This is a genomic window from Nocardia sp. 348MFTsu5.1, assembly GCF_000383535.1.
Lineage (GTDB): Bacteria > Actinomycetota > Actinomycetes > Mycobacteriales > Mycobacteriaceae > Williamsia > Williamsia faeni.
Window position 1 is genome coordinate 425,741 of the sequence record NZ_KB911509.1, and the last position, 12,460, is coordinate 438,200.

Sequence of the window (12,460 nt, forward strand, 5' to 3'; positions counted from 1 at the left end):
TGCAACTTCGGCACGGTCAACGGTGCGTTCGGCACGCTCGACGGCGTTTAGGGCACGGTCGGCGGTGGTTAGGCGGGCGTGTAGACGCAAATTTGCGTCCGACCTCAGTAGTCACTCACCGATTGGCCACAGCCCGGTACCTGACGCAGCTGAACAACCCACCGCCACCTCCGTCGAGCGGGCCGAACGCGCCGCCGAGCGTGCCCTTATTACCACTGAGCGTGCCGAAAATAGTTGCGCGACTGCAACTTCGGCACGGTCAACGGTGCGTTCGGCACGCTCGACGGCGTTTAAGGCACGGTCGGCGGTGGTTAGGCGCGTGTCAGCGGACGTGTAGGCGCACGATTGCACGCTCGACGTGATCCGCGTCCAATGGCGGCTCGACGATCGGTTCGGCACCGGGGCGCAAACCGGCGAGAACGAGAGCGAGGTGGCGCCGCCAGGCGGTATCGCTGACACCCCTGGTCGTTTCGATGACTCCGCGCAGTGCCCAGAAGGTGAGATCCACATCGGACTGGGCGGCGTCCTCCCGGATTCGTCCGTGATCCTTCGCTGATATCAGCAGCTCGGACAGGATCCGCCGGTACTCCAATTTGAGCACCTCGGTCTCCTCGTCATTCCACATGCGCGAAATACACCCCCGTTGGGATGCCTGGATCTCCCCGGTTCCATACATGACCTGCTCGAGACCGGATCCGTCGGTCACCGCGAGAGCTTTGGTGGCAAGTGCGACCAGGTCGATCAACAGCTGCCGGACGAGTTCGCTGATCAGCGCATCTTTGGTGGGGAACCGGCGATACAGCGTGCCGGTTCCGACGCCGGCAACCCGGGCGATCTCGTCGACGCTCACGTCCAGACCGCGCTCGCTGAACACGGTTGCTGCCGCATCCAGCAACCGCTGCCTGTTTTCGGCGGCATCACGTCGCAGCGTTTTTTCTCCGCCGACTGCCTCGCCAACACTCACGTCGGACCTCACTCGGATTTGTCACCCGACAGAGTACCGCCGGCAACCATCGCGAGCTCAGGATGCGAGAGCTCCGCAGTTTCTTCGCGATGGGTCTTCTTGTCTCGCGTCAACGCCGGAATGAACAGAGCGGCCACGGCGGCGAGGCCGCCGGCTATGCCCAGCATCATGAAACCATTGGTGTATCCGGCTTCGGTCGGAAGCCCCGACGACGATGCGCCCGCGGCCACCACACTGGCCATGAACGCCGCGCCCAGAGATCCACCGATGGTGCGGATGTTCGCATTCATACCGCTGGCAACGCCGGTTTGTTCCGGCGGCACCGCAGCGACAACAACATTCGACATCGCGGCGAATGCCAGGCCGAAACCGATGCCGGCGATCGACATCGCCACGATGATGTCGATCTCGGACGAATGCAGAAATGCGATGATGAAGTAGGACGATGCGGTGACAAGCGATCCGACGATCAACAGATTCTTGGAGCCGAATCTGGCCGCGAGCCGGCCGGAGAAGAGCCCGACCGTGAGCATTCCAATCGCATTGGGCAGCAACAACAGTCCCGAGTGGGTGACCGAGGCTCCGAAACCGTATCCGGCCGAACTGGGCGTTTGCAGGAACTGCGGCAAGAAACCCAACCCGGCATACATGCCGATACCCATCAGCAGTGCGACCAGGTTTGCGGCCCACACGCTGCGGATGCGCATCATCTTCATGTCGATCAGCGGATTCGACGAGCGGGATTCGGCGAAGATCCACGTCGCCGCCACGATCGCTGCGGCCACGATCATGCCGATCACCTTCGGCGAGCCCCAACCCCAGCTGGGCGCCTGACTGACGGCCAGCAGTAGCAGCACCAGCCACGAGGACAACAGGAATGCGGTGAGCCAGTTGATTTTTCCCTCGGACCGTATCGGAGACTCGGGAACCAGGAAGAATGCCGCCAAAGCGGCGACGCTCGTGATGATCAGCGGAATCCAGAAGAGCCATCGATAACCGAGAGAGTCGACGATCGGTCCCGCCAGCACGGTGCCGGCACCGGCGCCGACGGAGATGAGTGCAGCGATCAAACCCACAGCCCCTGGCACCTTCTCCTTGGGGAACTCGTCGCGGATGATGCCGAATGCCAACGGCAGGACACCACCGCCGATTCCCTGGACCGCCCGAGCGATGATCATCACCGACAACGACGTGGCCAACGCGGCCAGCAACGAGCCGGCAGCGAGCGCGACCAGCGCGATCACAAACACTCGCTTCTTGCCGTGCATGTCACCGAGGCGACCCATGATCGGGGTGAAGATCGATGCCGACAGCAGATACGCGGTCAGCACCCAGGTGACGTTGGTCTGGGTGGTTCCCAGCGCTGCCTCTACAGTCGGCAAGACCGGCATCACCAGCGATTGCAACAGCGCGAAGGCCGAGACACCCACGGTCAGGACGGCAAAAGTCACCTGATGATGTGTTCGGGTGGGCGCGGTTTCCATTCATTCTCCTGACGACAACAAGCGGAGAAATCACTCCGGATACCGGGACAACTTAGCATCCGAAGCGGAGACGGCGCTCCGCATACCGCGATATCAGCAGGTCATCAGGATGACACCGTCGTGGACGACCCGGGTTCGGTCAGGTGAAGGCGGCGTTGACCTGCGCCTCGGTGAGGCCGTAGTCCTCCAGGGAGTACTTGTGAACCGGCTTGCGGTCGCCCGATTGGCTCTCTTCGTCCAGTGCACGCATCGCCGCGACCGCGCCATCAGTGAGGTCGATGTCGAACGTCCGATAGATGTTCTCCATCGTGCCCATCGGATCGGCGCGGAAGTCGCGGAAGTCGACGTCGATGAATTGGGCCGGGTCGTACTTGGCACGTGCGGTGTTGAACTGACGCAGCCCTCGCGACCACAACTCCAACTGCGACTGGCCGATCAACTCACCTTTGAATACCGTCGACCACCCGTCTCCGGCGGCCTCGGCCAGGCTGCACATCGACGGGATGATCGTCGCCGGTGGCCGATGGGTCTGGATGATCAGCGCATCGGGATAGACGGCCATCAGTTCGTCGAGTGCGAACAGGTGGCTGGGATTCTTGAGAATCCACCGATGGTCCGGCTCGTTCACACCGATCAACTGCAGGTTCTTCTTGTGCCTGACGTAGGCATTGACCCAGTCCTGCTGCTGCAGCCACTGCGAGTATGTCGGCAGGTACGACAACGACTCGTACGAGATCGACTTCATGGTCTGCCGGAGCAGCTGCCAGCATTCTTCGACGTCGGACGCACTCATGTAGTGCAGACCCATGAACTCGGGGTTGGCGACGTGGTGCTGCTCGAGACCCGACTGGATCTGTTGGAACACCGGATTCGACTCCCACGTGTCCCGTGGTGGACGCGGCTGCGGGAATTCGGCGAGCCACATCTCCAAACCCTGATGTCCCGGATCGACAGTCAGCATCCGGTGCAGCGCGGTGGTACCGGTTCTCGGTAGCCCGGTCACAAAGATCGGCCGGTCAACGGAAACCGACGCGTACTGCGGGTTCGCCTTCCACGACGCTTCACTGAGTAGCCGGGCCACCAGGGCCCCGCGCAGGAAGAACCGATTCATCTTGCTGCCGAGTTCGGTCAGCCCGGCATCGCGTACATACGATTCGAGCAACACCCCGAGTGCCTCGGTGAAGTCGTCCTCGCCGAAGTCGTCCAGCCCAACCGCTTTGGTGGCCGAAGCCTTGAGGTCTTCGACTGTTCCGACATCCGTTCTCGTGCTCACAACAACTCCCTAGACGTGGTACTCACCGCAGTTGACATCCAGCGTCTGGCCGGTGATCGCGCTGGCCCAATCCGAGGCCAGAAAGACTGCGGCCCTGGCAATCTCATCGGGTTCGGGCAGTCGCTTGAGATCCGACTTCGACGCCGTCTGCTCATAGACCTGCTCGGGTGTGATGCCGTACTTCTTCGCAACCTCACCGAAATACCACTTCAGCTGGTCGTCCCAGATGTAGCCCGGCGCCACGGTGTTGACCCGGATACCTTTGTCCCCGAGTTCGGTGGCCAACGTCTGCGACATCGCCAGCAAAGCCGATTTGGCGAGCTTGTAGCTGCCGTACCGGGGCTCGGAGTGGCGGATCACCATCGAGTTGATCATGACGACCGACCCCGACGTCTTCTCGAGTTCATCGGTGAACGCCTTCGTCATCCGCAGTCCGCCCACGATGGTGAGATCCAGACTGGCCCGGATGTGATCGAAATCCGTTCGGGCCAGCGGTTTCATCGATGGCAGTGCAAAGGCATTGTTGACCAATACGTCGACTTTCCCGAACTCGGCCACGGTCGCGTCGACGAGTGCGGTGACAGCGTCGTCGTCGGTGATGTCCGTCGGAACCTGCAACGTGACCCCGCCGGTGGCGGAAATCTCCTTCGCCACCTCTTCAAGTCGCGACGCGGTGCGGGCTGCGAGTACAACCTTGGCGCCGGCGGCGGCCGCCTGCAAACAGATCGACCGACCCAGCCCGGGCCCGACACCCCCGACCACAACCACCTTGCCGTCGAGCAATCCACTTCCCGCAGTTGTCATCCCAGCATCCTTTGTCCAAAACCTCGTTGGCGCTCGGCGATCCGCGCCTTCCACTCGTCATCGGTGACGACGTTGGACTCGTGATACGGCAGATGGGCAGGCACATCGGCGATGTCGATGATCGCCACCGACGGTCCGTCCGAGGCTGTCAATGTCCGATCGACCCGCTGCCACCGGAATTGCGCAATCCCGCGCTGCCGTCCGGTCGTCTCGATCCAGTTGGCGATCCCCGGGTTCTGCGCACTCACCACCAGGCGAATCATGCCGTCGGGGTCGACCTGCGCCTGCGCGGCATTCAAGCTGGTCTGGTGATTGACGTAGTCGAGGGAGATATACCACAGGCTGCCGAGCTGAAAACCCTGGTACGGCGCATCGGATTTCGGGACAGTGATGAGCATCGCCTCATTGTCGGCGAGCTGATAGTGCCCCACCGACGAGAACTGGGTACTGAGTCCGCCGGGCGTCAGCCGGGGTTCGGTGAGTGTGTTCACCGGAAGGTCGAGGTAGAACCACTTGGGAAAGTTGAACCAGGTGTTGATCCGCGACAACAGCATCTTGCCGGCGATCTGGTAGCGACGGGTGATCTGCGCGAGGTCCGGCTCCTCGGGTGCGGTACCAACGGTGTCGACCCGCTCGATCTGGATCGAACCCTTGCGCTGCTCCCAATTGTTGTAGACCTCGCGAACCGCCAGCATCGACGAACCCTCGCCGAGGACAAAGTAGTTGGGTCCGGGATCGGATTTCGGTGGCCCGAATCGCAATTCGAATGAGCCGTCGGCCTCGATCTTCAGACGTCGATCATCGAAGGCATCGTCGCCACCGGGAACGTTGGTCGACGTGTAATCGCCCTTGAGGACCTGGAAACTCAGATCTGCTGTGTCACCGCGCGTTCCGGTGATCCGGTACTCGGCGTCGGGAACCACGTTGGCGTGGTAGTACAACGTGTCCGGGTTGTCGAGCCCCATCTTGGCGTACGGCCCCGTGGACGTCACGAGGTACGGATGACTCTTCGCATGCGCCCACGCCATCTGCAGACTCGCCTTGATACTGCCGGCCAGATAGTCGAACCCCTCGGCCAGATCCTGGTCGTTCTGAATGAATTCCGCTCCGGCGATCATCTTTTCGGCTTCGGCGATCGCCTCCCGGAAGGGACCGGTCACATCGGGGGCGAATGGTTGTGTCATCTCTCTCCTTTGAGAACCGGGGGAACCTAGTGCCCCAAGTCACTAGAGCCAGGTGTCGTCACCGTTCCAGGTCAGGAAGTTCTCCAGTTCGGCTTGTGCCGGTGTGACCCGCGGATGTTCGGTGGACAGGTATCCGCCACGGTAGAACAATAAGGGCTTGTCCTGCAGCAGTTCTCCCAAAGTGTGGACTCGCCCGATCGCGATGAAGTGATCACCACCGTCATCGACCCGATCAAGGGTGCAATCCACCCACGACAACGAGTGCTTGATGACCGGCAGCCCCAGTGGCGAACTCTCCCATTCGATGCCGGCGAACTTGTCGTCACCGGGTGCACCGAATGCGGCGCTCACGGACTGCTGGCTGTTCGACAGGACGTTGACACAGAACTTCTTGCTCTGCTCGATGGCCTTCCAGCTGCGCGACGACTTCATCGGGCAGAAGAGCACCAGCGGCGGATCCAGGGACAACGCGGCGAACGACTGGCAGGCGAATCCGACGGGCGAACCGTCGTCGGTCACTGTGGTGATGACCGTGACCCCGGTGCAGAACTGTCCCATGGCCGTCCGGAACTGCCGGGCATCGAAATCATCGGTCCCGCGCGGGCCACCGGACATGGGACGCGCTCCGCCGTCGGCTCCGTCTCCAGCCATGTCAGGCGTTCTTGAATCCGATGGAGAAATCATGTCCCCACAGACTGACGGCGGTGCTTTCTCGGGCGACCCAGTCGTGATCGTCGACCTGGCGTCCTTCACAACCGAATTCGACGTCGAATCCACCCGGCGTCTTCATGTAGAACGAATACATCAGATCGTTGACATGGCGGCCGAGTGTTGCCGACATGGGCACCTTCTTGCGAAGTGCCCGATCATGCGCCAAGCCGACGTCGTCGGTGTTCTCCACCTCGATCATCAGGTGCACGATCCCCGTGTCGTTCGGGAACGGCATGAATGCCAGGCTGTGATGCCTTGGGTTGCAACCGAAGAACCGCAGCCACACTGGCGGGCTTCCCGGCTCGCGCCCCGCGATCTCCGCGGGGAGACGCATCGAGTCCCGCAGCCGGAATCCGAGCACGTCCCGATAGAACTCGAGCGACGCGTTGTCGTCGTCGGTGGTCAGCACCACGTGACCCAGGCCCTGTTCCCCGGTGACGAACTTGTGTCCGTATGGGCTCACGATTCGCCGATGTTGCAGCGCCACACCGTGGAATGCCTCGAGGACGTTGCCCGAAGGGTCCTCGAAGACGATCATCTCGACCACCTGACGGTCGGCGAGTTCGAAGTCCTTGGCCTCCCGGAACACCACACCCGCGGCCGACAGCCGATCCCGAACATCCTGCAATGCAGCAGCATTCGCGCATTCCCAGCCGGAACTGGCCAGGTGGTCGCGATCGGCCGGCACGATCACAAGCCTGGCCGGGAAGTCGTCCATCCGCAGGTAGAGGGCACCTTCAGTGGGTCCGCTACCTTCTGACATGCCGAGGACCTTGAGTCCGTAGTCACGCCAGGCCGCCACATCGGTGGCGTCGATACGCATGTACCCCAGAGAACGGATGGGGCCCGAGTCTTGCGTCATCGTCGATCTGCTCCTTATGCGAGAGTTTGCCGGGATCACCTGTCCTGTCAGACCATCGTGTCGCCGATCGGGATGCCGAACTCTCCGTTTCCGAATGCGACGTATGCCCTTTCGGCATCATTCGCGGCATGGACCCGGCCGGCATGGGCATCACGCCAGAACCGCTGAATGGGTGTGTCGAGGTCGAGCGCGTGTGCACCGGAGTTCTCGAAGAGCCGATCGATGGACGCGATCGACCGGCCGGTCGCGCGGACCTGATCGCGGCGGGCCTTGAGCCGCAACTCCATCGGAATCTCGTCACCGGCCAGCAGCAGGTCGTATTCGGCCTGCAGGTTGCCCGACAACTGCGACCAGGCTGCGTCGATGTCACTGGCGGCCTCGGCGATCCGCACTTTGGCGAATGGATCGTCCTTGGCCTTCTCTCCTGCGTACGCCGCCCGCACGCGCTTGCCCTGATGCTCGACGTGAGCCTCGTAGGCGCCGTACGCCATACCGACGATCGGTGCCGAGATGGTGCTGGGGTGGATTGTCCCCCAAGGCATCTTGTAGACCGGCGCGGTGTTCTTCTCCAGACCCGGGGCTCCACCGGTGCTCATCGCCCGGAAGCTCAGCATCCGGTGGCTGGGCACGAAGACATCCTTGACGTCGATCGTGTTCGAACCGGTTCCCTTGAGGCCCACAACATTCCAGACGTCCCGGATCTCATAGTCGGAGCGCGGGATGAGGTAGCTGACGAAGTCGACCGGCTTGCCGTTCTTGATGACCGGTCCGCCGAGCACAACCCAGCTGGCGTGGCCCGATCCGGACGACCACGCCCAGGATCCGTTGACCTTGTATCCACCATCGACAACCTCACCCATACCCATCGGCGCATACGACGACGAGATTCGCACCGAGGGGTCGTCCCCCCAGACGTCTTCCTGAGCCTGCTGTGGGAACAATGCCAGATGCCAGTTGTGGACTCCGATGATCCCCGCGACCCAACCGGTGGACCCGCACGCGGATCCGAGGCGGCGCACGGCTTCGTAGAAGGTCACCGGGTCGACCTGGTATCCGCCCCACTGCTCGGGCTGCAACAGCTTGAAGAAGCCGATGTCTTCCAACGAGGCAATCGTCTCGTCGGGGATCTGGCGCAGATCCTCTGCTTCTTGTGCGCGTTGCGCGATCTCGGGTAGCAGGGCACTGATCTTGTCCAGTACCTCTGCGCCTGCCTGGCTGCGGTCACTCATCGAGCAACTCCTCGCTGTCGTTCCACGTCTACTCAAACGAGATTAGAACACGTTCTCATTTATGTCGAGTACTGCGGGTTTACCAGCTTCTCCTGCGCCGTTCACGCGGATTCACTGGCATAAAACCGCACACTTTTGTAACATGTTCCACTAAGCGTCTGCGCTTAAGGGCGGGAAGCACCAGAACGTGCCGAACAGGGCAGACAAGCGAATGTACGAGGGAGCAGCAGATGACCGACATCGACGGCGGCGCGATCCGCGAGATCGACACCGGAACCCCACCGACCCGTTTCGCGCGGGGCTGGCACTGCCTGGGCTTGCTGTCCGACTATGACGACGGAAAGCCGCATTCGGTCAACGTTTTCGGTACCAAACTGGTGGTCTGGGTATCCGAGGGCGAGCTGAAGATCCTCGATGCGTACTGCCGGCACATGGGCGGTGACCTGTCTCAGGGCTCGATCAAGGACGGCAACATCGCCTGCCCTTTCCACGATTGGCGGTGGAAGGGCAACGGCCGTTGCGCCGGAGTGCCCTACGCAAAGCGCGCACCCAAGCTGGCCAAGACCCGTTCCTGGCCGGGCATGACCCGGAACGGACAGGTCTTCGTCTACAACGACCCAGAGGGCAACCCGCCGCCGGACACCGTTGTGATCCCCGAACTCGAAGAGCTTGGCAGTGACGAGTGGACCGGCTGGACCTGGAACAGCATTGTCATCGAGGGCTCCAACTGCCGCGAGATCATCGACAACGTGGTCGACATGGCGCACTTCTTCTACGTCCACTACGCATTGCCCGACTACTTCAAGAATGTTTTCGAAGGCGAGACGGCCGCGCAGTACATGAACTCGCATGGCCGGCCGGACATCGAGATCGGCACCGGCTACGCGGACACCCGCCTCGAGTCGATCGCCGCCTACTACGGTCCGTCCTACATGCTCAACCCCATGGTGCAGTACTACGGCGGTTTTGCCATCGAGACGATCCTGACGAACTGCCACTACCCGATCGACAACAACTCGTTTGTCCTGATGTACGGCGTCATGGCCAAGATCCCCGAGGGTCTGACTCCGGATCAGACAGACAAGATGGCCAAGAAGATCACTGCCGGAATCGAAGTCGGCTTCCTGCAGGATGTCGAGATCTGGAAACACAAGAGCCGCATCGACAATCCGCTGCTGGTGGAAGAAGACGGCCCGGTCTATCAGCTACGACGCTGGTACGAGCAGTTCTATGTCGACATCGCCGATGTCACCGAAGAGATGACGCAGCGCTACGAGTACGAGATCGACACCACCAAGGCTGTCGAGAACTGGAACCTCGAAGTCCAGGAGAACCTGCGACTCAAGGCCGAACAGGACGCCGCAGATCCGGTGTCGGCGAACTGATGGTCGATCGGTCATGACTGCGGGCTGGTCGAAGGCTCCGGATTTCCCAGATCCGGAGCGTCGGGCTGCAGTCCACGCCGCCACCTCCCGGGACAAGGAGCACTATCTCCGCGGCGGCCTGACCGAAATCGAGTGCCGCACATGCCATGCGCAGGTGCTCGTCAAGAAGTACAGCCCCCATCACACCAGCGTTCAGTGGAACAAAGAGGCACGCGAGCACTGCCCCGAACTCAAGGCCATTCGTGCCGAAGGCGGCAACCCGGCGATGCTGCCGACGTGCCCACGCCTGTCGGCGAGTATCGACCACGGGGTCAGCGAGGGCATCGTCCCAAGGGAATCACCCGACGTCGACCCCGACGGCTACTACTGACTTCACGATCCACAAACAAAACACCGTCCACGCAATCTGATTGCGTGGATGGTGTTTTCAGATGTTCGACGTAGCTACTGCTGTCCGTACGGGGGCTGCTGACCTCCGGGGTTCTGCCCGGGATTCTGCGGACCCGGGTACTGCTGACCGGGGTTCGGTGGCTGTCCGTACTGCGGGCCGGCTGGTGGCTGTCCGTGCTGCGGCCCGGCAGGTGGCTGCCCATACTGCGGTCCGGCAGGCGGCTGCCCGTACCCACCGGCAGGAGGCTGGCCGTAACCCTGTTGCGGCGGCGCGTAACCGCCGGGCTGCTGACCGTAGCCCTGCGGCCGGCCCTGACCACCGGGCTGTTGCGGCGGCGCGTAACCCGGTTGCCCCTGGCCGGATCCGGGGGCGGCCGGGGTACCGGGCTTCGAGGTCAGCGCGAGGTAGGTGGCAAAGGCAGAAACAACAAGGGCGGCAACCGCACCGAGGGTGACCAGCCACAGGCCCCATCCGGCGTCACCGATGCCCGAATCGTCGCCGACACCTGCATCACTGTCGAACACAGCGCCGGCCGGGTCGAAGAGGAACACCAGCGTCATGATGACGGCGATCAACGCGAACACGGTACCGGCGACGGCCGCAATACCGGGAAACTTGTTGACGATCAGGGCAGCACCGGCACCGGCGACGAGCAGACCGACAACGATGGTGTAGATGCCGGGAGCGGTGGTGTCTTCCTCTGTTCCCTTCTCGGCCTGTGATTCCTCATCCGCAGACAGACCCGCATCGTCGCTGAAGTCGAATGAAACGGAGCCGAAGCCGGTGACCGAGACGCTGTTGCCATCTTCGGTGTTGGCGGCCCAGCTGAAAAAGCTGAACAGCACCATGATCAGGCCGGCGACCACGAGTCCGATACCGGTGAACTTCAGCGTCGGGTTGCCCGATGATGGGGCCAGCAAAGCAGTCGTGACGGACTTCTTCTGCCCGGCCGGAGCACCAAATGACGGCTGGTGACCCGGTTGCTGCGGCGGCTGGTATCCGCCTGGCTGTCCCTGATTCGGCTGACCACCTGGTTCGTTGGAAGGATATCCACCGCTGTTTCCGGGTGGCGGTCCGTACGTCATGGTGTACCCCTGCTCTGTCGTCCGCCCGCGGGCAGCGGGCATTGATGTCGGGCATTGATGTCCGAACCGATCGTAACGCCCCACCACCGGTCGCTGACGGAACTTTCGGTTGCTGCTCTGGCCGTGTCAGATCTGGGTCACTCGCTGTCAGAGGCCCGGTGGCGAGGCGCCGGAGGGGTATTGCGCCGCAGGGGCGGTAGCCCGCGATCGGGACCCGCAGTCGAAGTGGAACGTCGAATCGGTGGGAACGGTGTCGAATCGCTGTGGAAAGCGCGCTGGTTCGGGCGCGGTGCCCCGGCGTAGGGCTGTCGACGAACTGGTTTGGCCGCGGTGGCGGGCGACCTGTCCACAACCGGCGGCGGTGTGCTCCCCAACACCGTCACGGTGGAGTAAGCGGATACCGCCGCGGCCACACACGCACCCAGCGTCACCAGCCAGAGACCGGCAGCGGCATAACCGATTCCGGCATCACCGGTGCCCTCGAGCACGGCCGATCCAGGGGCGAAGAGGTACTCCAGGGAGATGAACACCGCAATCAGTGCCAGCACGGTACCCGCAAGAGCACCTATCCCGGGATATCGGTTGATCAACAACATCACCGCCGACGCAAGTAGGAGAACTCCGAGGGCAGCGGTGACCAAGCCCGGCGACTTGCTGTGTTCGTCCAAATCAGCGGTCGCCTTGGTCGCCCCGCCCAGCGCCTGGGCCCGTTCGGCCGAGATGTCGAGGGACACTGCGCCCATACCGGTCACGGAAATACTGAGATCGTCGTCGGAGGCCGATGCCCAGGGGAAGAAGCTGAAGATCACCATCACGAGTCCGGCGACGGCCAGAGCGATGCCCGCGGCCCGTAGCCGCGAGTCACCCAACCGTGCGGCGAACAACCCGCTGCCGCCCGATTTTCGGCTCCTCGCACCGAGATCGGCACCTGTCCGGTCATACGTCATCTGCGCCCTCGTGATCAGCTCGCACCACAGCCGACTCACTCCGGAGTCGCCAATTCGGACAAATCGTAGCCTGCCCGCCGCCACGACCCGCCGCTGAGCGACGATGCGCTACAAGAACACCGGCGACTTCGGGTCCGCAGG

The 12,460-nt window shown here is 62.6% G+C and carries 12 protein-coding genes; 2 read left to right on the forward strand and 10 right to left on the reverse strand.

Annotated elements, in window-relative coordinates:
* Positions 1-322 precede the first annotated feature (322 nt).
* The 8 genes from H290_RS0102015 to hsaA all read right to left on the reverse strand — a co-directional run bounded on the left by H290_RS0102015 (position 323) and on the right by hsaA (position 8,511).
* Complete coding sequence (locus tag H290_RS0102015) at positions 323-964, reverse strand: TetR/AcrR family transcriptional regulator (protein WP_020105084.1); 642 nt, start codon at positions 962-964, stop codon at positions 323-325.
* Between the two features lie 8 nt (positions 965-972).
* Entirely contained in the window at positions 973-2,448 is a 1,476-nt protein-coding gene (locus tag H290_RS0102020) for an MFS transporter (RefSeq protein WP_020105085.1), read from the reverse strand.
* Between the two features lie 139 nt (positions 2,449-2,587).
* Positions 2,588-3,721 (reverse strand): sulfotransferase, encoded by a 1,134-nt coding sequence (locus H290_RS0102025; RefSeq protein ID WP_020105086.1) that lies wholly within the window; start codon positions 3,719-3,721, stop codon positions 2,588-2,590.
* Positions 3,722-3,730: 9 nt separating this feature from the next.
* The gene (locus H290_RS0102030) at positions 3,731-4,525 is read right to left on the reverse strand and encodes an SDR family oxidoreductase (RefSeq protein ID WP_020105087.1); all 795 of its coding nucleotides are present in this window, start codon (positions 4,523-4,525) and stop codon (positions 3,731-3,733) included.
* Positions 4,522-5,709, reverse strand: a complete 1,188-nt coding sequence (locus tag H290_RS0102035) for a hypothetical protein (protein ID WP_020105088.1) — start codon at positions 5,707-5,709, stop codon at positions 4,522-4,524. The genes H290_RS0102030 and H290_RS0102035 overlap by 4 nt, the downstream gene beginning before the upstream one ends.
* A gap of 42 nt (positions 5,710-5,751) precedes the next feature.
* Positions 5,752-6,360 (reverse strand): 3-hydroxy-9,10-secoandrosta-1,3,5(10)-triene-9,17-dione monooxygenase reductase subunit, encoded by a 609-nt coding sequence (hsaB, locus tag H290_RS0102040; RefSeq protein WP_020105089.1) that lies wholly within the window; start codon positions 6,358-6,360, stop codon positions 5,752-5,754.
* 1 nt (position 6,361) lies between these two features.
* Positions 6,362-7,282, reverse strand: a complete 921-nt coding sequence (gene hsaC / locus H290_RS0102045) for an iron-dependent extradiol dioxygenase HsaC (protein WP_020105090.1) — start codon at positions 7,280-7,282, stop codon at positions 6,362-6,364.
* Between the two features lie 47 nt (positions 7,283-7,329).
* Positions 7,330-8,511, reverse strand: coding sequence for a 3-hydroxy-9,10-secoandrosta-1,3,5(10)-triene-9,17-dione monooxygenase oxygenase subunit (hsaA, locus tag H290_RS0102050; RefSeq protein ID WP_020105091.1), 1,182 nt, complete (start codon positions 8,509-8,511; stop codon positions 7,330-7,332).
* Positions 8,512-8,741: 230 nt separating this feature from the next.
* Between hsaA and H290_RS0102055 the strand changes: the two genes are divergently transcribed.
* Together H290_RS0102055 and H290_RS0102060 are read left to right on the forward strand one after the other, a co-directional pair.
* Positions 8,742-9,896, forward strand: coding sequence for a Rieske 2Fe-2S domain-containing protein (locus tag H290_RS0102055; protein WP_020105092.1), 1,155 nt, complete (start codon positions 8,742-8,744; stop codon positions 9,894-9,896).
* 13 nt (positions 9,897-9,909) lie between these two features.
* On the forward strand, positions 9,910-10,266 hold the full coding sequence (locus tag H290_RS0102060; RefSeq protein ID WP_020105093.1) for a hypothetical protein: 357 nt from the start codon (positions 9,910-9,912) through the stop codon (positions 10,264-10,266).
* Between the two features lie 74 nt (positions 10,267-10,340).
* Here the strand turns inward: H290_RS0102060 and H290_RS31385 are convergent, their stop codons facing one another.
* On the reverse strand, positions 10,341-11,372 hold the full coding sequence (locus tag H290_RS31385; protein ID WP_196809480.1) for a hypothetical protein: 1,032 nt from the start codon (positions 11,370-11,372) through the stop codon (positions 10,341-10,343).
* Positions 11,373-11,509: 137 nt separating this feature from the next.
* Positions 11,510-12,319, reverse strand: a complete 810-nt coding sequence (locus H290_RS30040) for a hypothetical protein (RefSeq protein WP_155976654.1) — start codon at positions 12,317-12,319, stop codon at positions 11,510-11,512.
* Positions 12,320-12,460: the final 141 nt, after the last annotated feature.

Excerpts from the sequence above, each read along its gene's own strand:
- H290_RS0102020 (WP_020105085.1), bottom strand. The coding sequence starts at position 2,448 with ATGGAAACCGCGCCCACCCGAACACATCATCAGGTGACTTTTGCCGTC.
- H290_RS0102030 (WP_020105087.1), bottom strand. The coding sequence starts at position 4,525 with ATGACAACTGCGGGAAGTGGATTGCTCGACGGCAAGGTGGTTGTGGTC.
- H290_RS0102035 (WP_020105088.1), bottom strand. The coding sequence starts at position 5,709 with ATGACACAACCATTCGCCCCCGATGTGACCGGTCCCTTCCGGGAGGCG.
- hsaB (WP_020105089.1), bottom strand. The coding sequence starts at position 6,360 with ATGGCTGGAGACGGAGCCGACGGCGGAGCGCGTCCCATGTCCGGTGGC.
- hsaC (WP_020105090.1), bottom strand. The coding sequence starts at position 7,282 with ATGACGCAAGACTCGGGCCCCATCCGTTCTCTGGGGTACATGCGTATC.
- hsaA (WP_020105091.1), bottom strand. The coding sequence starts at position 8,511 with ATGAGTGACCGCAGCCAGGCAGGCGCAGAGGTACTGGACAAGATCAGT.
- H290_RS0102055 (WP_020105092.1), top strand. The coding sequence starts at position 8,742 with ATGACCGACATCGACGGCGGCGCGATCCGCGAGATCGACACCGGAACC.
- H290_RS0102060 (WP_020105093.1), top strand. The coding sequence starts at position 9,910 with ATGACTGCGGGCTGGTCGAAGGCTCCGGATTTCCCAGATCCGGAGCGT.
- H290_RS31385 (WP_196809480.1), bottom strand. The coding sequence starts at position 11,372 with ATGACGTACGGACCGCCACCCGGAAACAGCGGTGGATATCCTTCCAAC.
- H290_RS30040 (WP_155976654.1), bottom strand. The coding sequence starts at position 12,319 with ATGACGTATGACCGGACAGGTGCCGATCTCGGTGCGAGGAGCCGAAAA.